This is a genomic window from Streptomyces sp. NPDC004721 (assembly GCF_053601495.1).
The window spans coordinates 29,594-48,869 of record NZ_JBSGBZ010000057.1 but is presented as its reverse complement, the minus strand read 5'-3'; the positions used below and the strand labels follow the sequence as shown (position 1 = coordinate 48,869).

General features: G+C 72.7%; 18 protein-coding genes and 1 pseudogene. 9 read left to right on the top strand and 10 right to left on the bottom strand.

The window, feature by feature from the left end; translation table 11 throughout:
* Both ACWEK3_RS34630 and ACWEK3_RS34625 read left to right on the top strand, forming a co-directional pair.
* Positions 1-810, top strand: an 810-nt coding sequence (locus ACWEK3_RS34630; protein ID WP_453251469.1) for a FadR/GntR family transcriptional regulator, incomplete at its 5' end; no start/stop codon positions are given.
* 245 nt (positions 811-1,055) lie between these two features.
* Positions 1,056-3,479 carry a SpoIIE family protein phosphatase gene (locus tag ACWEK3_RS34625; RefSeq protein WP_453251468.1) on the top strand — a complete coding sequence of 808 codons (2,424 nt, stop codon included), beginning with the start codon at positions 1,056-1,058 and terminating at the stop codon, positions 3,477-3,479.
* A 7-nt stretch (positions 3,480-3,486) separates the two neighbouring features.
* Here the strand turns inward: ACWEK3_RS34625 and ACWEK3_RS34620 are convergent, their stop codons facing one another.
* Positions 3,487-4,164 (bottom strand): FadR/GntR family transcriptional regulator, encoded by a 678-nt coding sequence (locus ACWEK3_RS34620; protein ID WP_450542512.1) that lies wholly within the window; start codon positions 4,162-4,164, stop codon positions 3,487-3,489.
* Positions 4,165-4,439: 275 nt separating this feature from the next.
* Between ACWEK3_RS34620 and ACWEK3_RS34615 the strand changes: the two genes are divergently transcribed.
* The 3 genes and pseudogenes from ACWEK3_RS34615 (at position 4,440) to ACWEK3_RS34605 (ending at position 6,870) form a co-directional block, all read left to right on the top strand.
* Positions 4,440-5,453, top strand: a complete 1,014-nt coding sequence (locus tag ACWEK3_RS34615; protein WP_450542511.1) for an ornithine cyclodeaminase family protein — start codon at positions 4,440-4,442, stop codon at positions 5,451-5,453.
* An 83-nt stretch (positions 5,454-5,536) separates the two neighbouring features.
* Positions 5,537-6,151, top strand: a pseudogene (locus tag ACWEK3_RS34610) (aspartate/glutamate racemase family protein); the annotation flags it as partial.
* Positions 6,152-6,246: 95 nt separating this feature from the next.
* Positions 6,247-6,870, top strand: a complete 624-nt coding sequence (locus ACWEK3_RS34605; RefSeq protein ID WP_450542509.1) for a DedA family protein — start codon at positions 6,247-6,249, stop codon at positions 6,868-6,870.
* A gap of 113 nt (positions 6,871-6,983) precedes the next feature.
* Here ACWEK3_RS34605 and ACWEK3_RS34600 read toward each other — a convergent pair whose 3' ends face one another.
* The 4 genes from ACWEK3_RS34600 to ACWEK3_RS34585 form a co-directional block, all read right to left on the bottom strand.
* Entirely contained in the window at positions 6,984-7,286 is a 303-nt protein-coding gene (locus ACWEK3_RS34600) for a hypothetical protein (RefSeq protein WP_450542507.1), read from the bottom strand.
* A gap of 204 nt (positions 7,287-7,490) precedes the next feature.
* Positions 7,491-8,711: an ornithine--oxo-acid transaminase gene (rocD, locus tag ACWEK3_RS34595; RefSeq protein WP_453251467.1), complete on the bottom strand. Its 1,221-nt coding sequence runs from the start codon at positions 8,709-8,711 to the stop codon at positions 7,491-7,493.
* Positions 8,711-9,529: a dimethylargininase gene (gene ddaH / locus ACWEK3_RS34590; RefSeq protein WP_376606687.1), complete on the bottom strand. Its 819-nt coding sequence runs from the start codon at positions 9,527-9,529 to the stop codon at positions 8,711-8,713. Before ddaH ends, rocD begins: the two co-directional genes overlap by 1 nt.
* A gap of 121 nt (positions 9,530-9,650) precedes the next feature.
* Positions 9,651-10,154 carry an Lrp/AsnC family transcriptional regulator gene (locus ACWEK3_RS34585; protein WP_361414694.1) on the bottom strand — a complete coding sequence of 168 codons (504 nt, stop codon included), beginning with the start codon at positions 10,152-10,154 and terminating at the stop codon, positions 9,651-9,653.
* A 77-nt stretch (positions 10,155-10,231) separates the two neighbouring features.
* On the opposite strand from ACWEK3_RS34585, the gene ACWEK3_RS34580 reads away from it, so the two are divergent.
* The 4 genes from ACWEK3_RS34580 to ACWEK3_RS34565 are packed head-to-tail and all read left to right on the top strand — an operon-like array spanning position 10,232 to position 14,280.
* Positions 10,232-10,987: a LytR/AlgR family response regulator transcription factor gene (locus ACWEK3_RS34580; protein WP_361414692.1), complete on the top strand. Its 756-nt coding sequence runs from the start codon at positions 10,232-10,234 to the stop codon at positions 10,985-10,987.
* Between the two features lie 13 nt (positions 10,988-11,000).
* Positions 11,001-11,360, top strand: a complete 360-nt coding sequence (locus tag ACWEK3_RS34575; RefSeq protein WP_361414690.1) for a hypothetical protein — start codon at positions 11,001-11,003, stop codon at positions 11,358-11,360.
* Between the two features lie 5 nt (positions 11,361-11,365).
* Positions 11,366-13,078 carry a sodium/solute symporter gene (locus tag ACWEK3_RS34570; RefSeq protein ID WP_453251466.1) on the top strand — a complete coding sequence of 571 codons (1,713 nt, stop codon included), beginning with the start codon at positions 11,366-11,368 and terminating at the stop codon, positions 13,076-13,078.
* Positions 13,075-14,280 (top strand): sensor histidine kinase, encoded by a 1,206-nt coding sequence (locus ACWEK3_RS34565; RefSeq protein ID WP_384428149.1) that lies wholly within the window; start codon positions 13,075-13,077, stop codon positions 14,278-14,280. The genes ACWEK3_RS34570 and ACWEK3_RS34565 overlap by 4 nt, the downstream gene beginning before the upstream one ends.
* A gap of 6 nt (positions 14,281-14,286) precedes the next feature.
* Here ACWEK3_RS34565 and ACWEK3_RS34560 read toward each other — a convergent pair whose 3' ends face one another.
* From ACWEK3_RS34560 to ACWEK3_RS34540, 5 genes are all read right to left on the bottom strand, one after another.
* Positions 14,287-14,457 (bottom strand): hypothetical protein, encoded by a 171-nt coding sequence (locus ACWEK3_RS34560; RefSeq protein WP_450542500.1) that lies wholly within the window; start codon positions 14,455-14,457, stop codon positions 14,287-14,289.
* Positions 14,458-14,860: 403 nt separating this feature from the next.
* On the bottom strand, positions 14,861-15,811 hold the full coding sequence (locus tag ACWEK3_RS34555) for a cytochrome c oxidase assembly protein (protein ID WP_390726525.1): 951 nt from the start codon (positions 15,809-15,811) through the stop codon (positions 14,861-14,863).
* Positions 15,812-15,932: 121 nt separating this feature from the next.
* Positions 15,933-16,958 carry a 6-phosphofructokinase gene (locus ACWEK3_RS34550; RefSeq protein WP_384428144.1) on the bottom strand — a complete coding sequence of 342 codons (1,026 nt, stop codon included), beginning with the start codon at positions 16,956-16,958 and terminating at the stop codon, positions 15,933-15,935.
* Between the two features lie 278 nt (positions 16,959-17,236).
* Positions 17,237-17,965, bottom strand: coding sequence for a type 1 glutamine amidotransferase (locus ACWEK3_RS34545; RefSeq protein ID WP_376549830.1), 729 nt, complete (start codon positions 17,963-17,965; stop codon positions 17,237-17,239).
* Between the two features lie 20 nt (positions 17,966-17,985).
* A complete protein-coding gene (locus tag ACWEK3_RS34540) occupies positions 17,986-19,224 on the bottom strand; it encodes a MurT ligase domain-containing protein (protein ID WP_450542498.1) in 1,239 nt (412 codons plus the stop codon).
* Positions 19,225-19,276 lie beyond the last annotated feature (52 nt).

Here is a 19,276-nt window from a genome sequence, read left to right as displayed (position 1 = left end):
GAGGCATGGGTGGCGGTCGCGCTGCGCCTCGACGTGCCGCTCACCCACGGCCGCATGTACACCTTCCTGCCGATGGCCGAAGGCGGCTGGGCTCTGGGGCTTCCTAGGGTTCTGACGTCGTCGGATGACGGAGAAGGGGGCCGGATGGAAGCGGTGGGGCGCGTGTCGATCGTCGACACCGTGATCAGTGAGCTACGCGCGGAGATCGCCCAGGGCGCGTGGCAGGTCGGCGAACGGATCCCGCCGGAGGGCCAGCTGGCCGAGTCCCTCGGCGTGAGCCGGCTCTCGGTCCGCGAAGCCGTCCGCGTGCTGGTGCACTCCGGACTGCTGAGCACCCGCCAGGGCGCCGGCACCTACGTGACCGCCACCGACGAGGGCCAGATCGCGCTCCGTCGGCACCTCGGCGGCGTGACGGCCGGCGACATCCTCGACGTGCGGCGAGGCCTGGACATCGTCGCGGCCCGGTTGGCCGCCACCGCGCGGACCGAGGAGGACCTCACGGCGCTCCGCCAGGCCATGGACCGGCGCACCGCCGCGGGGCGGGCCGCCGACCTGGACGCGTTCACCGACGCCGACGTCGACTTCCACCTGTGTGTCGCGGAGGCCGCGCACAACCCGCTGCTCCGGGACCTGTACCGGAACATGAGCGACGCCCTGCGGGAGACCGTCAAGGCCGGCCGGTGCATGGACGAGGCCGGCCAGGACCCGTTCCACAGCGCTCTGTTCGAGGCGGTGAGCGCCGGCGACCCGGTCGCCGCGACCAGCGCCGCGCTGGCGATCCTCGAAGGCGGCGACGAAGAGGACGCGTGAGCGCCGCGGCGGCGATCTGAGGGCGGCTCCCGACGGCCCGCTGGACGGCGGCGGCCGGGGCGGCGAGGGGCGTGCACCCCGGCCGGCCCGGCCGTCGCCGTGTGCGGGGCCTGCGGGGCCGACGACCCCGTTCCGGACCAGGGACGCCGGGCGGGCCCGGCGGGGGAGCGGAGGCGCGGGCTGCCCGAAATCGCCGATAATGGGGACGAGCCTGTCGGGCGGCTCGACCGCCAGCGAGGAGCGAGATGAACGGGTTCGACCCCGCCGGCGCCCTTGCCCTCGGCGCCGTGGCAGCCGCCGTGCTCGACGAAGCCGGGACCGTCGTGCGGTGGTCCCGCGCGGCGGCCGACCTCCTGGGCCACCCGGCCGAGCACGTCTGCGGCCGCCCGGTCGGGGAGCTTCTCGCCGATGCCCCCGACGAGCCGCACCACTGCGCGCTCGCGGCGGACGGGTTTCCGGCCGCCGGCCGGACCCTGCTGCGGCACCGCTCAGGCCGTGCCGTGGAGGTCGCCTTCCGGATCGTGCGCCTGGAGGGATCCTCCGAACTGCTGGCCCTGGCCGCCCCCGCGGCCGACGCGACCGAGCGGGAACAGGGCCTGTCGCTGCTGCGCGCGCTCTTCGCCCAGGCCCGGATGGGGGTCACCCTCCGCGATACGGACCTGGCCCTCGTACGGACCAACATCACCCTCGAGACGCTCGGCGGAACTCCCGGCGCCGCCGGCGTGGAGATGAGGGAGGTGGCCAACGCCAGGAACGCCGAAGCCGCGGAGGCGGCCCTGCGCCGGGTGCTGGAGACGGGCACGCCGCTGATCGGGGAGGCGCAGGACGTGTGCTCGCCGCTCCTTCCCGGGCGGCACCGGACGCTCTCCCTGTCCGCCTTCCGGCTGGAGGACGCGCAGGGGGAGCCCGCGGGCGTCGTCACGCTGGTCACCGACATCACCGAGCAGCAGCGGACGCGCGACCACCTGGACCTGCTGCGCGACGCCTCCACCCGCATCGGCGGCTCACTGGACGTCGCGTGCACCGCGCAGGACCTGGTCGACGTCCTCGTCCCCGCGCTCGGAGACCTCGCCTGGGTGGAGCTGGCGGACCCCGTCATCGAGGGGGACGAGCCCGCCAACGTGCTCGGCGGCGCCTGGCTGAGCTGGCGACGGGTCGCGGTCGCCTCGGCCGACGGGACGTGGCCCTCTCGTCTGCTCCAGAAGGGCGCGGCGGCGCCCCGGCAACCGGACATTCCCACCCTGCTCGCGGTCCAGCGCGGCGACGTCGTCGTCGTCGACAGCGAGACGATCAGCGCCATGTTCGGCGAGCCGCAGCTGATCGAGTTGCTGGTGCCGGAGAACGCGCGTTGGCTCGCCGTGGCACCGCTGTTCGCGCGCGGCACGGTGCTCGGAGTCGTCGGGATCAGCCGCAACGAGCAGGGGGAGTCCTTCGACGAGGACGAGGCGGACCTGCTGAAGAAGATCGCGTCCAGGGCCGCGCTCAGCGTCGACAACGCCCGCCGCTACACACGGGAGCACCGTGCCGCCGTCGCGCTCCAAAGGCGCCTCCTCCCTCGCGCGACCACCGCGACCCCGGCCGCCGAGACCATCGGCGTCTACCGGCCCGCGGGCGGCGGAGCGGAGATCAGCGGCGACTGGTTCGACGTCCTCTCGCTGCCCTCGCTGCGGGCCGCGTTCGTCGTCGGCGACGTCATCGGTCACGGCCTGCACGCCACCGCCACCATGGGCCGGCTGCGCACCGCCGTGCAGACCCTGGCCGACCTGGAACTCGACTGCGACGAACTGCTCACCCACCTCGACGACCTGGTGCAGCGACTCGCGGGCGAGGCCGCCCCCGAGAACCGGGACACCGTCGGCGCCACCTGCCTGTACGCCCTCTACGATCCGGTCGCCCGCCGCTGCGCCCTCGCCAGCGCCGGACATCCGATGCCCGTCGTCTCCCCCTGCGACGGCACGGCCCGACCCGTGGACCTCTCTCCCGGCCCGCCCCTGGGCGTCGGCGGGATGCCCTTCGAGACCGCCACGCTCGATCTGGCGCCCGGCAGCGTCCTCGCCCTGTACACCGACGGACTGATCAAGGGCGACGACGGCGACACCGACGCCGGACTGCGACGGCTGACCGACCGCCTCGCCGCCCACTGCCGCCCCGACCGGCCGCTGGACGAGATCGGCCGCGCGCTCCTCGCCGGCCTCGACGACCATCCGCCCAGGGACGACATCACGCTGCTGCTCGTCCGCACCCGCGCGGTCCCCGCGAAGTCCGTCGCCCACTGGGAGTTCCCCGCGGACCCCGCCAGCGTGTCCGACGCCCGGGATGCCACCACCCGCCAGCTGGCCGCGTGGGGGCTCGACGACATCGCCTTCAGCACCGAGCTCGTGGTCAGCGAACTGGTCACCAACGCCGTTCGCTACGCCGGCGGCCCCATCGGACTGCGGCTGATCCACGAGGACGTCCTGGTCTGCGAGGTCAGCGACCCGAGCAACACCCAGCCCCGCCTGCGCCGCGCCCACACCACCGACGAAGGAGGCCGGGGCCTGTTCCTCGTGGCCCAGCTCAGCACCCGCTGGGGCAGCCGCTACAGCCAGCGAGGGAAGACCATCTGGGCCGAGCAGGCGGTCAGCCCTGGCGCGGATCGGCTCATGTTCTCCTCGGTGATACCGATGTGACGCGCCATCAGCGATCCCGGGTCGCCGCCGGGCCGTTCCGCAGCAGGGCCAGTGAGGCGGTGGTGGCCTTGTCGGCGTCGCCTTCGGCGATGGCCGTGGCGAGGGTGTTGTGCCAGGTGTCCCGTCCCTGGGTGAAGACCTTCAGGCAGCGGTCGTCGCGGATGCTGTCGGCCAGTGCCCTGGTGAAGGTCGAGTAGAGCTCGACGAGGAGTTCGTTGTGGGACGCGCGGGCGACGTGGAGGTGGAAGTCGACGTCGGCGGCGACGAAGGCGGCTTCGTCGCCCGCGGTTCCGGCCGCGGCACGCCGGGCGAGCGCGTCGTCGAGGGCGGTGATGTCGTGCTGGGTGCGGCGGGTGGCGGCGAGTCCGGCGGCGCGGATGTCCAGGCCGCGGCGGACTTCGAGGACGTCGCCGTCGTCGGCGTCGTCGAGCCGGCGACGTATCGCCACGTCGGTCGCGTCCCTGGCGGCCACGTAGGTGCCGTCGCCCTGGCGGGTGGTGAGCAGTCCCATCTGGGCCAGGCCGTGGACGGCGGCGCGTATCGACACGCGGCTGAGGCCGAGGCGTTCGGCCAGCTCACCCTCCGACGGCAGCCGCCGGCCGACCTCCCAGTGGCCGCTCTCGATCTGCGCCCGCAATTGCCTGCTCGCGGCTTCGACCAGAGAGACTCGCTCGATCTTCTTCATCCCGCCTCTTCACGAAGTCATCAGATGACTGCTAATTGTGTCACCAGAGGCCTTCAGGTGGCCTCTCAGCAGCCCGGCCCCTCGCGTCCTCCCGGGCTGTCTCGTGCCTGGGCTCCTCTCCGGAGCCCGAGCGTCCCCTGAAGGAGATCGGCTCCATTGCACAGATCGGATTCCCCCACTCCGGACACCGGTGGCTCCGGTTCCGGCGACACGTCCATCAACTCAGCCGGCGCTGCGGCGGTTGATGTACTGCGCATCCCCGCCGAGGTGACGCCGTGACGGACCAGACGGGTACCGGCCGGGCACCCCTGCTGGTGCTGGACCGCGCGCAGGTCGCGAGCCTGCTGGACCTGGGCGAGGTGATGCACGTCGTCGAGCAGGCCCACGCGGCCCTCTCGACCGGCACGGCACGCCAGCCCGACCGGTCCGCGATGGAACTGCCCGGCGGGGCCGGACTGCTGGTGCCGATGGTCGCAGCGGTCGACCCGCTGTCCAGTGCCGGGGTCAAACTCCTCACCGACACCCCGCCCAACGCCGACCGGGGACTGCCGGTCCAGCAGTCGGTGATCACACTCATCGACCCCGACACCGGCACCTGCGAAGCGGTCCTCAACGGCGCCCCGATCACCCTGCTGCGCACCGCGGCGGCGTCGGCCGTCGCCACCCGGCACCTGGCCCGCCAGGGCGCGGGCACCCTCGGCCTGATCGGCGCCGGAGCCCAGGCCCGCGCCCATCTCGCCGCGCTTGCCCGGGTGATGGACATCGACCAGGTGCTGGTGTGGAGCAGGAGCCGCGCCACCGTCGAGGCGTTCGCCGAGCACGCCCGCGGGCAGGGGTACGCGGTCAAGGTCGTCGACGATCCGGAGCAGGTGGTGCGCGCGGCGGAGGTGCTGTGCACGCTGACGCCGTCGCGCAAGCCGGTGGTGCGGGGGGAGTGGTTCGGCCAAGGTCTGCACGTCAACGCGGTCGGCGCGCCGCCGCGGCCGGACCACCGGGAGATCGACACGGCGGGCATCGTGCGCAGCCGTGTCGTGGTCGACAGTTTCTCGGTGTCCTCCCACGAGTCCGGTGAGGTGCTGATCCCGATGAGGGAAGGGGCGATCACCCCGGAGCACTTCCGTACCGAACTCGGCGACGTCATCACCGGCAGGGCCCCCGGACGGCGTTCCGAGGACGACGTCACGCTCTACAACTCGGTCGGGGTCGGCATCCAGGACGTGGTGGCGGCCCGGCTCGTCGTCGACGCCGCCCGACGTCACGGCATCGGCACCGAAGTACACCTGTCCTGACCGGCTGGGGTCCGACGAGAACCCACCCAGGCCCGCAGCCCATCCGGCCCGTTGATCGACGAGCCGGCCGGCGCCGCGGTCACCCCGTCGTCGGACCGGAGTCGGTGGAGGGCAACTTCCTGAGCTACCTGGCCGCCGTCGCCGCGATGGACCGGATCGTCCGCTACGACGAGCCCTACGACGCGGTGATCCAGGCCGGGTTCGGCGAGCACGGCCGTGAGGGCCTCCAGGAACTGCTGGACGTCCCGGTGGTGGACATCACCGAGGCGGCGGCGCAGGTGGCGATGCTGATCGGCCGCACGTACTCGGTGGTCACCACCCTGGACCGGGCCGTGCCGCAGATCCAGGACCGGCTGCCGCTCGCCGGGCTGAACGAGCGGTGCGCCTCGGTGCGGGCCTCCGGGCTGCCGGTGCTGGAGCTGGAGGCGGATCCGGCGCGCGCGGCCGACGCGATCGTGACGGAGGCCCGCAGGGCCGTCGACGAGGACCGGGCGGAGGTGATCTGCCTGGGCTGCGGCGGTATGGCCGGGCTCGACCAGAAGATCAGTGCCGCCACCGGCGTTCCCGTCGTCGACGGCGTCGCCGCCGCGGTCACCCTCGCCGAAGGGCTCGTCCGGCTCGGCCTCAGCACCAGCAAGGTGCGCAGCTACGCACCGCCGAGGCCCAAGACCGTGACGGGCCGGCCGATCGTGCCGTGACGGGGTCGCGGGGCGCCGTCCGAGTTCCGGAAGTACGCGGCGGCGCGTTGCCGTGCCTGCCGGTGACCGCTCGCGCGCCGTCGTACGGTGTGGGCATGGCCCCTCCGCTTCCGGGTCCGCTGGCGCACCTGGCACCGCTGCTCAGCCACTACGGCTACTGGGCCGTCGGCGCCGTGGTCCTGGTGGAGGACTTCGGCGTCCCGGCCCCGGGCGAGACGATCCTGATCGCGGCCGGGGTGTATGCCGGGGCCGGGCAGCTCGACGTCGTGGCCGTGGCCCTGATCGCGTTCGCCGCGGCCGTCGTCGGGGACAACATCGGCTACCTCGTCGGCCATCTCGGCGGACGCCCCTTCGTGCACCGCTGGGGCCGGTACATCTTCCTGACGCCCGAGCGGTTCGCGACGGCCGAGCGGTTCTTCGGCCGGCACGGCGGCAAGGTCGTCGTGGTGGCCCGGTTCATCGAGGGACTGCGCCAGGCCAACGGCATCATCGCCGGCACCACGGGCATGCACTGGCTCCGGTTCCTCGCCTTCAACGCGCTCGGCGCGGCGCTGTGGGTGGGCCTGTGGGTGACCCTCGCCTACGCCGCGGGCACGCACATCGGCACCGTCTACGACGAGATCCGCCGCTACGAGGTGTACGTGCTCGTGGCACTCGGGGTCCTCGTCGTCGCGCTGATCGTGTGGCACCTGCTGCGGCGCAGGCGACGCGAGGACTGACGGCGTCACGCGCGCTGTCCACGAGGCCCACCTGCCGGCCCCTGGACACACGTGCTCCCCACGGGCACGCGCGCTCACCACCGGCACCGGTCTTACGGATGCGGCCGTGGGCGTCAGCGGCCGTCCCGGCCCGTGGGCTCGTTCAGCGAGCCGGTGTCCCGCCCGCCGCCGTAGCGGCGCGGGGCCCGGTGCGCGTGCCGGTGGTGCGTCGCGGCACCGGTCAGGAGGCTCGCGCCCAGGCAGAAGAGCAGGGCGAGGGCGAGGCCCGCGCTGAAGACCTCGAGCGTGTTCATGGTGGCGATGTGGTTGCCGAGCATCGACACCGGGTACTGCGGGCCGCCGGACAGGTTGTCGGCGATGGCCAGGCCGGTGAAGGCGGCCGTCGCCGCGAGGAGGAGCAGGCCGATGAGCAGCATGGGAGTCATCTCCTCGAAGAGTCACTCATCGAAGCGGGTACCCAGCCCGTCGGCGACCAGCCCACGACCGACCAGCCCGGCACCAGCCGGTCCACCACCGGCCAGGCGATCCGGCCGGCGCCCTCGGCTGCGACGGAGCCCGAACCGGGACGCCGCACACCGCCGGAAGGCTCCGGCGGTGTGCGTCCGGCGCCGGTGTGCGCCTCAGTCGGCCAGCACCTTCTCCAGGGAGGCGAGCGCCGAGCGCAGCTCCGCCTCGGTGATGGTCAGCGGCGGCGCCAGCCGGATCGTGGAACCGTGGGTGTCCTTGACCAGGACGCCCTCGCGCATCAGGCGCTCGCTGATCTCCCGCCCGGTGCCGATCGCCGGATCCACGTCCACGCCCGCCCACAGGCCCCGTGAGCGGAAGCCGACGACACCCCGGCCGACCAGCTGGACGAGCCCCTCGTGCAGTACCTTGCCCAGCTCCGCCGCCCGGAGCTGGAACTCGCCCGTCTCCAGGAGCCCGACCACCGCCGTGCCGACCGCCGCGGCCAGCGGGTTGCCGCCGAACGTCGACCCGTGCTCACCGGGCCGCAGCACCCCGAGCACCTCCCGGGACCCGACGACCGCGGACACCGGCACGATGCCGCCGCCGAGGGCCTTGCCCAGCAGCAGGACGTCCGGGACGACGTCCTCGTGCTCGACGGCGAGGGTGCGCCCGGTGCGGCCGAGGCCCGACTGGATCTCGTCCGCGACGAACAGGCAGCCCGCCCGGCGGGTCAGCTCCCGCACGCCGGCGAGGTAGCCGTCGTCGGGGATGAGCACGCCGGCCTCGCCCTGGATCGGCTCGATCAGCACCGCCGCCGTCGTCTCGTCGATCGCGGCCTCCATGGCCGCCAGATCGTTGTACGGGACGATCTTGAAGCCCGGAGTGAACGGCCCGAAGCCCGACCGCGCCGTCTCGTCCGTCGAGAAACTGACGATCGTCGTCGTACGGCCGTGGAAGTTGTCCGCCGCGACCACGATCGTCGCCCGGTCGGCCGGGACGCCCTTGACCTCGTACGCCCACTTGCGGGCGACCTTGATGCCGCTCTCCACCGCCTCGGCGCCGGTGTTCATCGGCAGCACCATGTCCTGCCCCGTCAGCGGCGCCAGCCGCTCGGCGAACTCGGCGAGGCGGTCGTTGTGGAACGCCCGCGAGGTCAGGGTGAGCCGGTCGAGCTGGCGGTGGGCCGCCTCGGTCAGCACGGGATGGCGGTGACCGAAGTTGAGCGCCGAGTAACCGGCCAGCATGTCGAGGTAGCGGCGCCCCTCGACGTCCTCCACCCAGGCGCCCTCGGCGCCGGCCACGACCACGGGCAGCGGGTGGTAGTTGTGCGCGAGGACCGGCTCCTCGGCCTGGATCAGCTCTGCGGAGGTACGGGTACGGGCAGGTGCGGTCATCAGCGGATCTCCTGGGTGCAGCACTTGATTCCCCCGCCGGCCTTGTGGAACTCGGACAGGTCGACGGGGACGGGGACGTAGCCGCGGTCGGCGAGCTGTTCGGCCAGGGCCGTGGCCCCGGGCGAGATGAAGACGTGGTGTCCGTCCGAGACGGAGTTCAGGCCGAAGGACATGGCGTCCTCGCGGGTGGCGATCAGCGCGTCCGGGTACAACCGGGCGAGCACCTCGCGGCTGCCCGGCGAGAACGCGTCCGGGTAGTACGCGATGTTCCCCTCGCCCTCGTCGTCGAGGACGAACAGCGCCGTGTCCAGGTGGTAGAAGTACGGGTCCACCAGGGTCAGGCCGATCACCGGGGCGCCGAGGAACTCCTGCGCCTCCCGATGGGCCTCACGGGTGGTGCGGAAACCGGTGCCGGCGAGGATCCAGCGGCCGGCCGGAACGAAGTCGCCCTCGCCCTCGCACACCGCCTCGGGACGGTAGACGTCGAAGCCGGCCGACTTGAACCACGTGTCGTAGGGAAGGGACTCCGGACGGCGCTCCGGCGCGTGGAAGAGGGAGCCGAAGACGCGGCCGTCCACGACCACCGCCGCGTTGGCGGCGAAGACCATGTCGGGCAGGCCGGGCACGGGCTCCACGGTGTCGACGCTGTGGCCGTGGGCGCGGTAGACGCGCGTCAGCTCGTGCCACTGCGCCTGGGCCAGGGACACGTCCACGGGGACGTCGGGACGCATCCAGGGGTTGATCGCGTACTGCACGGCGAAGTGTCTGGGTTCGCAGACGAGGAAGCGCCGCCGGCGCGGCACACGGGTCTCGGGCACAGAGGGGTCCCTCCGCTTCCTGGGGGTCGACTGGGGTGACTCAAAGGTAGGAAGTGGCGAAGACGGACGACAAGAAACAAAAGCTGCGCGTTCAAGCAGGAATGCTGCGTGTGTCGACGGCTCAGCGCACGTCTGCTGCGTCCGGCGGAGCGGGCTGACTGGCGCCCGCCTCAGGACTGTCCGGCAGCAGGTGGGACAGCACCATCACGCTGATCGTCTTGCGGATGAACGGCTCGGTACGGATGCGTTCCAGCACCTCCTCGAAGTGCTCCACGTCCCGCGCCCGCACGTGCAGCAGCGCGTCCGCGCCGCCCGTCACCGTCATCGCCGCCGTGATCTCCGGATGGTGGCGCACCACCTCGGCCAGCCGCCGCGGCGGGGCCGCGCCCTCGCAGTACACCTCGACGTACGCCTCCGTGCGCCAGCCCAGCGCCGCCGGCTTCACCGTGGCCGTGAACCCGGTGATCACGTCGCTCTCGCGAAGCCGGTCCACGCGCCGCTTGACGGCCGTCGCGGACAGGCCGATGGCGGCGCCGATCTCGGCGAAACTGCTCCGTGCGTTCGCCATCAGAGCGGTGAGGATCTTCCGGTCGAGTTCGTCGAACGGGGCCTGCCTGCTGTTCATGGCGGCACTGTATCCAGCGCGGACGTCGGTGCCCGGCACATGTCACAGCGTGCTTTTCGCCCCTACACTCCACGTTCATGCTGCGCGCCCTCGCCGTCGACGACGAACGCCCCTCGCTCGAGGAACTGCTGTACCTCCTGAACGCCGATCCCCGGATCGCCGGCGTGGAGGGCGCCGGCGACGCGACCGAGGCGTTGCGCCGCATCAACCGGGCGCTGGAGTCCGGCCCGGACGGACCCGACGCGATCGACGTCGTCTTCCTCGACATCCACATGCCGGGCCTCGACGGCCTCGACCTGGCCCGGCTGCTGAACGGGTTCGCCCAGCCGCCGCTGATCGTGTTCGTCACCGCCCACGAGGACTTCGCCGTGCAGGCCTTCGACCTCAAGGCCGTCGACTACGTGCTCAAGCCCGTCCGCACGGAACGCCTCGCCGAGGCCGTCCGCCGCGCCGCCCAACTACGCGGCACCGCCCCGCGAATACCCGTCAGCGAGCCCGATCCCGACCATCTGCCCGTCGAACTCGGCGGGGTGACCCGGTTCGTGGCCGTCGAGGACATCACCCACGTCGAGGCGCACGGCGACTACGCCCGGCTGCACACCGGCAAGGGCAGCCACCTCGTGCGCATCCCGCTGTCCACCCTGGAGGAGCGCTGGCGCTCCCGCGGCTTCGTCCGCATCCACCGCCGGTACCTGGTGGCCCTGCGCCACATCGGTGAACTCCGCCTGGACGCGGGCACCGTGAGCGTCCTGGTCGGCACCGAGGAACTCCAGGTCAGCCGACGGCACGCGCGGGAACTGCGCGAGCTGCTGATACGCCGGACCGCGCGCTAGGGAGCCGTACGCCATGCCGCAGGACCCGACCGAACGCCGTGTCGTCGTCACCGGGCCGCCCCGCCGCACCCGCCGGGCCCCGGTCCACTACCGTCCGCGCACGGAGATCGACGAGCAGACCACCCTCGGCCACACTTACGTCCGCTCCCTGATGCGCAGCCAACTGCGGGCCGCCCTCACGGTGTTCGCGGTGCTCGTGCTTCTTGTCGGCCCCCTGCCGCTGGTGTTCGCCGCGGCCCCCGACGCCCGCCGGCTGAAGTGGGCGGTCCTCGGCTTCGGCCTCTACGCCCCGCTGGTGCTGCTCGCCCGCTGGTACGTGCGCCGCGCCGAGCGCAACGAACGCGACTTCGTACGGCTCGTCGGAGACCGCTGACCGCCGTGAACTCCGCCTACACCGTCCCCGCCGTCGCCCTCGTCGTGGTGGCCACCATCCTCGTCGGCGCCTTCGGCCTGCGCATCTCCCGCACCACCTCCGACTTCTACGTCGCCTCCCGCACCGTGGGCCCGCGCCTGAACGCGGCCGCCATCAGCGGGGAGTACCTCTCCGCGGCCTCGTTCCTGGGCATAGCCGGACTGGTCCTCGTCCAGGGCGCCGACATGCTGTGGTACCCGGTCGGCTACACGGCCGGCTACCTGGTCCTGCTCCTGTTCGTCGCCGCCCCGCTGCGCCGGTCCGGGGCCTACACGCTGCCCGACTTCGCCGAGGCCCGGCTCGCCTCCCAGGGCGTGCGGCGGCTCGCGGGCGCCTTCGTCGTCGGCGTCGGATGGCTGTACCTGCTGCCGCAGCTCCAGGGAGCCGGACTCACCCTGGCGGTACTGACCGGGGCGCCCGCCGCGCTCGGCGCAGTGATCGTCTCCGTCGTCGTGGTGGCCATCGTCGCCGCGGGCGGGATGCGCAGCATCACCTTCGTCCAGGCCTTCCAGTACTGGCTGAAACTGACCGCACTGCTCGTCCCCGCCCTCTTCCTCGTCCTGGCCTGGCATGGCGACGGGGCACCACACCGTGCCTACGACGAGCCGACCGCCTTCCGCGAGCAGCGCACCGTACGCGTCGCGGAAACCCTCGACCTCAGGCTGGAGCGCCCGCTCACCGTCACCGTGACCGGCACCGTCGACCGCCGCGCCCACCACGAGCGGCGGGTGAGCCTGCCGGCCGGGACGCACCGCGTCGAGGGCGGCACCCGGCTCACCTTCGCCCGGGGCGCCGAAGTCCCGGTGGCCGAGCGCGGCGGCAGCGGCGGCATGTCCACCTCACTGGCCGCGGGCCGTGAGGAACGCCCGCTGTACGCCACCTACGGGCTGATCCTCGCCACCTTCCTCGGCACCATGGGCCTGCCGCACGTCGTCGTCCGCTTCTACACCAGCCCGCACGGCGTGGCCGCCCGCCGCACCACGGTGGCCGTGCTCGGCCTGATCGGCGCCTTCTACCTGCTGCCCCCGGTGTACGGCGCCCTCGGCCGCCTCTACGCCCCCGAACTCACCCTCACCGGGAGCGCGGACGCCGCCGTACTGCTGCTGCCCGACCGGGTGATCGGCGGCCTCGGCGGGGACCTGCTGGGCGCGCTGGTCGCGGGCGGCGCGTTCGCGGCGTTCCTGTCGACCGCCTCCGGCCTGACCATGGCGGTGGCCGGGGTGCTCACCCAGGACGTGCTGCCCTCGCGCGGCGTACGCCACTTCCGGCTGGGCACGGTGCTCGCCATGGCCGTACCGCTCGCGGCGAGCGTCCTGGTCGGCGGGCTGCCCGTCGCCGACGCCGTCGGGCTCGCCTTCGCGGTGTCCGCCTCCTCCTTCTGCCCGCTGCTCGTCCTCGGCATCTGGTGGCGGCGGCTCACCCCGCCCGGCGCGGCCGCCGGCATGCTGGCGGGCGGCGGCGCCGCGCTCGTCGCCGTCGCCGTGACCATGGCCGGCTTCCCGGGCACCGGGCCGCTGCACGCGCTGCTCGCCTGGCCCGCCCTGTGGTCGGTGCCGCTGGGCTTCCTCACGATGATGCTGGTGTCCCTGGCCACGCCCGGCCGGGTGCCGGCCGGCACCGCGGCCGTCCTGGCCCGGTTCCACCTGCCGGAGCAGCTGCGGGCGGAGGTGAAGGCATGAGCGGCTTCCTGGCCGGGCTGTGCGTGGCCGCGCTGCCGCTGCTCGCCGCCGGGTACTGGCTCGGCCGGCGCACCGCCCGCCCGCAGACCCTCGGCGGGCTCGGCACCCCCGTGGAGCACGCCACCTTCCAGACCCTGCACGCCGCCTCGCTCGCGGCACCCCCGCTGCGGGCCGGGCTGACGGAGGAGACCGCCCGCAAGTCGGCCCGCCGACTGCGCTCCCTGCTCGGCACCGACGCCCTGTGCCTCACGGACGACGCGCGGGTCCTCGCCTGGGACGGTGTGGGCGGCCACCACCGCACCGAGATCATGGAACGCCTCGCCGGGCCCCTGGAGACCGGCCGCGGCGAGGCCTTCCGGCTCACCTGCCGGACTCCGGACTGCCCGGTGCGCTGGGCCGTCGTCACCCCGCTCACCGTCGACGACCGCGTCCACGGCGCCCTCGTCGCCTGCGCGCCCCGCGAGTCGGCCGTGCTGGCCCGCGCCGCGGCCGAGGTCGCCCGCTGGGTCTCCGTGCAACTGGAGCTCGCGGACCTCGACCGGTCCCGCACCCGGCTCATCGAGGCCGAGATCAAGGCCCTGCGCGCGCAGATCTCCCCGCACTTCATCTTCAACTCGCTCGCGGTGATCGCCTCGTTCGTCCGCACCGACCCCGAGCGGGCGCGGGACCTGCTGCTGGAGTTCGCCGACTTCACCCGCTACTCGTTCCGCAGGCACGGCGACTTCACCACGCTCGCCGACGAACTCCACGCCATCGAGCACTACCTGGCGCTCGTACGGGCCCGATTCGGCGACCGCCTGTCGGTCACCCTCCAGATCGCGCCCGAGGTGCTCCCCATCGCCCTGCCGTTCCTGTGCCTGCAACCGCTGGTGGAGAACGCCGTCAAGCACGGCCTCGAGGGCAAGACCGGCACCTGCCACATCAGGATCACCGCGCGCGACGAGGGCGCCGAGGCGGTGGTCGTCATCGAGGACGACGGCGCCGGCATGGACCCCGGCCTGCTGCGCCGCATCCTCGCGGGAGAGGACAGCCCCTCCGGCGGCATCGGCCTGTCCAACGTCGACGACCGGCTCCGGCAGGTCTACGGCGACGACCACGGACTGGTCATCGAGACCGCGCAGGGCGCGGGCATGAAGATCAGCGCCCGGCTGCCGAAGTACCAGCCGGGCGTCCACTCGGCGACGCGGCTCACCGGGGAGTGACCCTCCTCAGGTGCCGCGGGTGACGACCATGCCCAGCGTGACCAGGCCCAGCACGACCCAGCCGAACCACAGCCAGCCGTTGCCGCCGAGCGCCACCGTGTAGGCCGTCACCGCGACGAGCGCGCCGACGGTGAGCACCCCCATCGCCTTCGTGGAACCGTCCGTGGATTCGTGCATCCCGGCACCCTCCTCATGGTCCGTAACCTCCATGGTGCCCCGATTCGGCCCATCGGCATCCCCCCACGACAAGCCGCTTTCATCCTCACCCCCACCACAAGGCGGCGCCCCGGGCCGGGTAACCCGGGCCCGGCAGCGCCGGGGGCCGTGCGACGACGGTCGGTCGCGGGGCACCGGCGGGGGCGCGGGGAGGCGATGCGGGATGGCCGGCCGGGAGCGAAGGGCCCGACGGGGACCGCCACGGGCGACGGCGGCGAGCGGTGCTCTCGCGGCTGATGGTCCGCTGCGCCGGGCGGCGGGCCGGATGGGGGTACCGGCCCGCACCGCTGGGCCGCGTGGACGCGAACGGTCCGGGGACGCGGCGGTGATGCCGCGCCCCCGGACCGTCCGGATGAGGATGGGCTCAGTTGCCCCGTGCGTTCAGGGACGCCAGGTATGCGTTGTACGCCTCGAGTTCCTTGTCGCCGTCGCGGTCCGCGGCGCGGTCCTTGCGGCGGGCCTGTCGTTGTTCGGATTTGTACCACTGGAAGAGCAGGGCGAGCAGCACCAGGACCGAGGGGATCTCACTGAACGCCCAGGCGATGCCGCCGGCCGCGTTCTGGTCGGTCAGGGCGTCGATGCCGAGCGAGGCGGGCGGGTTCACGAAGGTGTCGACCATGGGCGTGGTCGCCATCATCAGCGCGATGCCGAAGAACGCGTGGAACGGCATGCCCGCGAACAGCTCCAGCATCCGCATGAGGTGACCCGGCCGGTTCGGGCCCGGGTCCACGCCCATGATCGGCCAGAAGAACACCAGGCCCACCGCGAGGAAGTGCACCATCATCGCGATGTGCCCGGCCCTCGAGCCCATCAGGAAGTCGAAGAGCGGAGTGAAGTACAGGGCGTACAGGCTCGCGACGAACATCGGGATGGTGAAGGCGGGGTGCGTGACGACCCGCAGGTACCGGCTGTGCAGCAGGGCCAGCAGCAGCTCACGCGGACCCTTGCGGCCCCTTCCGGCCACCGGCAGCGCGCGCAGCGCCAGCGTGATCGGGCCGCCGAGCAGGATCAGGATCGGCGACAGCATGCTGATGATCATGTGCTGGACCATGTGCACGCTGAACATGACCATGCCGTAGTCGTTCAGCTTGGTGCACATCACCAGGGCCACGGTCAGCACACCGATGACGTACGCCACCGTCCGCCCCACCGGCCAGGCGTCGCCGCGCCGCCGCAGCCGCACCACACCCCAGCCGTACAGGCCGAGCCCCAGCAGGCAGGCGACGAGGAAGAACGGGTCCGCGGACCACTCGAGACCGCGTCCCAGCGTGAACGGCGGCAGATCGTGCATCGTGCCGTGCCCGCTGTGATCCATCCGCCGGCTCCTGATTCGTGGGGATTGTGCGCTGTCTGTCCACAGCTGTCTGTCCGCACCCAGAGTAGAACCGCCCCCGGCCGCGTCCGCGACCGGGGGCGGTGGGGACGCGCGGCGTGTTCTACAGCACGCACTCCGCCTCGGCGTACCGCTCCGCGGGGACCGTCTTGAGGGTCGCCACCGCCTCGGCCAGGGACACCATCACGATGTCCGTGCCGCGCAGCGCCGTCATCCGGCCGAACTCCCCGCGGTGCACCGCCTCCACGGCGTGCCAGCCGAACCGGGTGGCCAGCACCCGGTCGTACGCCGTCGGCGTGCCGCCGCGCTGGACGTGCCCGAGGATCACCGGCCGGGCCTCCTTGCCGAGCCGCTGCTCCAGTTCGAGGGAGAGCTGCCGGGCGACGCCGGCGAACCGCTCGTGGCCGTAGACGTCCTTGCCGCCCTCGTCGAAGTCCATGGTGCCCGCACGGGGCTTGGCGCCCTCCGCGGCCACGACGATCGCGAACCGCTTGCCCGCCGCGAAACGTTCGCCGACCTTCGCCGCCAACTCCTCGATGTCGAAGGGGCGTTCGGGGACGACGATGGCGTGGGCGCCGGCCGCCATGCCGGACTGGAGCGCGATCCAGCCAGTGTGACGGCCCATCACCTCCACGATCAGCACCCGCTGGTGGGACTCGGCGGTGGTCTTCAGCCGGTCCAGGGCCTCGGTGGCGACGGTCACGGCGGTGTCGAAGCCGAAGGTGAGGTCCGTGACCGCGATGTCGTTGTCGATGGTCTTGGGCACGCCGACGATCGGCAGGCCGTTGTCCGACAGCAGCCGGGCCGCCTTGAGCGTGCCCTCACCGCCGATCGGGATGATCGCGTCGAGCCCCAGCTCCTCGACATGGCCCTTGGCCCGCCGCACGCCGTCCCGCAGGTGCTCGGGACGGACCCGGGAGGAGCCGAGGATGGTCCCGCCGCGGGCGAGGATGCCGCTCACCGCGTCGAGATCGAGCTTGAGGTAGTCGCACTCCAGGAGGCCCTTCCAGCCGTCGCGGAAGCCGATGACCTCGTCGCCGTGGTCGACGACGGCACGGTGCACGACGGACCGGATGACGGCGTTCAGGCCGGGACAGTCGCCGCCGGAGGTGAGGACGCCAATGCGCATAGCCCGGATAACCTTCTCAACGTGGGCGTGGGGACCGGACCACACTGTCCGGTCGGTCCCCGCCACCCTAGCGGCACCGGGCGGTCGGGCCGAACCGTGCGTCCGCCTGCTGGACGGGCCCGCTCACCTGTGCGGACACCGTGCCAGACGGGCTCCCGCCGGGGCCGCCCAGGCGGCCTGCGCAGCCTGCGCAACTGTCACTATGCAGGCTGCTGCGCAGCTGTTCCTACGCAGGCTGCTGCGCAACTGTTCCTACGCAGGCTGCTGCGCAACTGTTCCTACGCAGGCTGCTGCGCAGCCGCGATGCGCTCGTTGCGCAGTGCCTCGTACCAGTGGTCCTCGATCGGCGGCAGCGCGTTCACGTCCAGCGCCAGCTTCAGCAGCAGGTCCGCGATCAGCGGGTTGCGGGCCAGTACCGGCCCGTGCATGTACGTGCCGAAGACGGTGTCGTTGTACGCACCCTCCGTGCCGTCGCCCGTGCCGTTGCCCCTGCCCAGGCGGACCTGGGCGAGCGGGCGGGCGGTGGGGCCGAGGTGGGTGACGCCCTGGTGGTTCTCGAACCCGGTCAGCTGGGGCAGGCCGAGCCGCGGGTCGACGTCGCCGAGCACGTCGCCTACGCACCGCTCGCCCTCACCGCGCACCGACACGACGTCGAGCAGGCCGAGCCCCGGCTCACGCTGCCCGAGGTCGTTGACGAACTCGTGGCCGAGGATCTGGTACCCGGCGCAGACGGAGAAGACGATCGCGCCGTTCTCGGCCGCCTTGTGCAGACCGCCGTCGCGGCGCAGCCGCTCCGCCGCCAGCCGCTGCGGCCGGTCCTCGCCGCCGCCGATCAGGTAGATGTCGCCGGAGGTCGGGATCGGCTGGTCGCTGCGCACGTCGAGACGGGCCACGTCCAGGCCGCGCTGGCGGGCCCTGCGCTCCACCACGAGGACGTTGCCCTGGTCGCCGTAGGTGCTCAGCAGGTCCGGGTAGATCCACACCAGCCGCAGTTGGTTGTCGCTCATGAAGTGGTCGTCCTTTGTGGTCAGTTGCCGACGCGGCGGCGCAGGTCCTGGAACGCGGTGTAGTTGGCGATGACCTCGATCCGGCCGGCCGGGGCCTGCTGCACGGCCTGGTCCAGGCTGTCGCAGACCTGGAACTGCTGGCCCGCCACCTCCAGGCGCACCGCGAGGTCCAGCTTCCGGTCCCCGAGCACGAAGAGCGGGTGGCCGGTCAGGCGCGTGTAGTCGACGTCCCACAGCCAGGACGTGTCGGTGCCGTCGGCGCTGCGCGCGTTGACCGACAGGATGACCGGGGTGGGCGGCGGATCGATCAGGGAGAACGTCTCCAGCCAGCCGGCCGGGTTCTTCGCCAGCAGCAGGCGCAGGTCGCGGCCCTGGAACTGGACGACGTCGTAGCGGCCGGCGACCGCCTGCACCTGGTACATCCGCTCCAGGGCGACCTGCGGCGGCACCCCGAAGACGGCGGCGACGGCCGCGGACGAGGCGGCGTTGGCCTTGTTGGCGCGGCCCGGCAGCTGAAGGTGGATCGGCCAGGCCGAGCCGTGCGGGTCGAGGACGTGGTCGCCGGACAGGGCCCAGCTGGGGGTGGGCCGGCGGAAGCCGCACTCGCCGCAGTACCAGTCGTCGCCCGGACGCTGCATCACTCCGCCGCAGGAGGGGCAGGACCAGGCGTCGTCCTTCCACATCTGCCCGGCGGCCACCCAGATCACGTTGGGGGACGAGGACGCGGCCCATACCACCAGCGGGTCGTCGCAGTTGGCGACAAGCACGGCCTTGGAGCCGCTCAGCGCCTCGCGCCAGTTCTCGGCGAGCATCCGGGTCTCGCCGGCCCGGTCGAGCTGGTCGCGGGACAGGTTGAGCAGCGCGATGCACTTGGGAGATGTGTCCCGGGCCACGCCCGCGAGGTACTTCTCGTCGACCTCTATCACGCCGAACTTGGCGTCCGAGCCGCCGGCGAGCGCCGAGGTGATGCCCGCGGGCATGTTCGCGCCGAGCGCGTTGGAGACGACCGGCCCCGCGGCCCGCAGCGCCTCGGCGATGAGCCGGGTGGTCGTCGTCTTGCCGTTGGTCGCCGAGACCAGGATCACGTCCAGGTGCGTGGCGAGCCGGGCGAGCAGATCGGGGTCGAGCTTGAGGGCCACTCGACCGCCGATCACCGAACCGCTGCCGCGTCCCGCGGCACGCGATGCCGCAGCGACCGCCTTGCCCGCGGTCACGGCCAGCTTGGCCCGCGGCGTGAGCGGGTCCGAGTTGCCTGCCATCAGTTCTCGATCCTCCTTGCGTACGCGCCGCGCCCTGAGCCATCCGGCAACG